The following is a 1,635-nucleotide window of genomic DNA, read 5'->3' as shown; positions in this document are numbered from 1 at the left end:
CATCGGCACCGAGAACATCCAACCGGTCGGGGCGAGCTTCCCGCGCCTGGCCAAGGTCACGGTGCGCTTCGGCGAGCCGATCGGCGTCGAGGAGTACCAGGGCATGCCCGCCGGGAAGGCCCGGCGCCTGCTGACCGACCGCGTCATGGAGGCCATCGCGGCGCTCTCCGGTCAGGAGCGGGTCGACGCCTACAACGAGGTCCCGGGCGGCGCGCCCGCGGTCTGATCGTCATGCAGGTGCTGTAGTCGCGCTACAGCAGGTGCCCGTTGCAGATGCGACGCAGTCGCATCTAGCGTGGCCCCGTGACCGCACGGACCCCGACGCCGACCTCGACGCCTACCTCGACGCCGACCTCGACGCCGGAGCCGACGCCGACCTCGACCGCCCGCCCACTGCGCGCCCGCCTCGCGGCGCACTTGGGCCCGCAGGAGCGCCGGAGCCTCTCCGGGATGGCCGCGGTGGTGGCCCTGCTGCACGTCGTCGGCTGGGGGCTGCTCGTCCTCGTCGTCGCCCCGGCCGAGTACCGCGTCGCGGGCCAGCTGTTCGGCATCGGCCTCGGCGTCACGGCGTACACCCTCGGCATGCGGCACGCCTTCGACGTCGACCACATCGCCGCCATCGACAACACGACCCGCAAGCTCCTGGCCGAGGGACAGCGCCCGATGAGCGTCGGCTTCTGGTTCAGCCTCGGGCACTCCTCGGTCGTCTTCGTCATGGTCATGCTCCTCGCCGCCGGCATCCGGGCCCTGGCCGGCGCCCTGACCGACGACGGTTCGACGCTCCAGCAGGTGACCGGCGTCTGGGGCACCACCGTGTCGGGGACCTTCCTCGTCCTCATCGGCCTCGTCAACCTCGCCGCGCTCGTCGGGATCCTCAAGGTCTTCCGCCGGATGCGGGCCGGGCAGTACGACGAGGCGGAGCTCGAGCGGCAGCTGGACCGGCGCGGTCTGCTCAACCGCGTCCTCGGTCGCGTGACCCGCGCGGTGACCAAGCCGTGGCACATGTACCCGGTCGGCCTCCTCTTCGGGCTGGGCTTCGACACCGTCACCGAGGTGGGCCTGCTCGTCATCGCCGGCGGAGCGGCGGCGGCGGCCCTGCCGTGGTACGCCGTGCTCGTGCTGCCGGTGCTCTTCGCGGCCGGCATGTCGCTGCTCGACTCGATCGACGGCTCGTTCATGAACGTCGCCTACGGCTGGGCCTTCAGCCGCCCGGTCCGCAAGATCTACTACAACATCACCGTCACGGCGCTGTCGGTCGCGGTCGCCCTCGTCATCGGCGTCATCGAGCTCGTCGGTCTGCTCGCGGACAAGCTCGGCGTCACCGGCGGTCCGCTCGCCTGGGTGGCCGCCATCGACCTCGGCGACGTCGGGTTCTGGATCGTCGGCCTCTTCGTCGTCACGTGGCTCGTCGCCGTGCTCGTGTGGCGGTACGGCCGCATCGAGGAGCGGTGGGAGGCCACGCTCGCCGACTGACCGGCGTCACGCGTCGCCCGCCCCCAAAGTCCACCGTGGCGCGGTTCGGCCCGGGTGGGCGGCACGGACCGCGCGCGGGCTTAGGGTTGCGGTGTGTACGAAGGCGCAGTGCAGGACCTCATCGACGAGCTCGGACGCTTGCCCGGCGTCGGTCCCAAGAGC

At 71.8% G+C, this 1,635-nt stretch carries 1 protein-coding gene and 2 pseudogenes; all 3 read left to right on the top strand.

Translation table 11 applies throughout. From position 1 onward, the window contains the following. A pseudogene (locus tag ACPYOM_RS21880) lies at positions 1-226 on the top strand (1-acyl-sn-glycerol-3-phosphate acyltransferase); the annotation flags it as partial. 77 nt (positions 227-303) lie between these two features. Further along, positions 304-1,473 carry a Nickel transporter NicT gene (gene nicT, locus ACPYOM_RS21875; protein WP_481347571.1) on the top strand — a complete coding sequence of 390 codons (1,170 nt, stop codon included), beginning with the start codon at positions 304-306 and terminating at the stop codon, positions 1,471-1,473. A 93-nt stretch (positions 1,474-1,566) separates the two neighbouring features. Continuing rightward, a pseudogene (locus ACPYOM_RS21870) lies at positions 1,567-1,635 on the top strand (recombination mediator RecR); the annotation flags it as partial.

The organism is Monashia sp. HAY1-2A, assembly GCF_056755315.1.
This window is presented reverse-complemented; position numbering and strand designations above follow the sequence as displayed.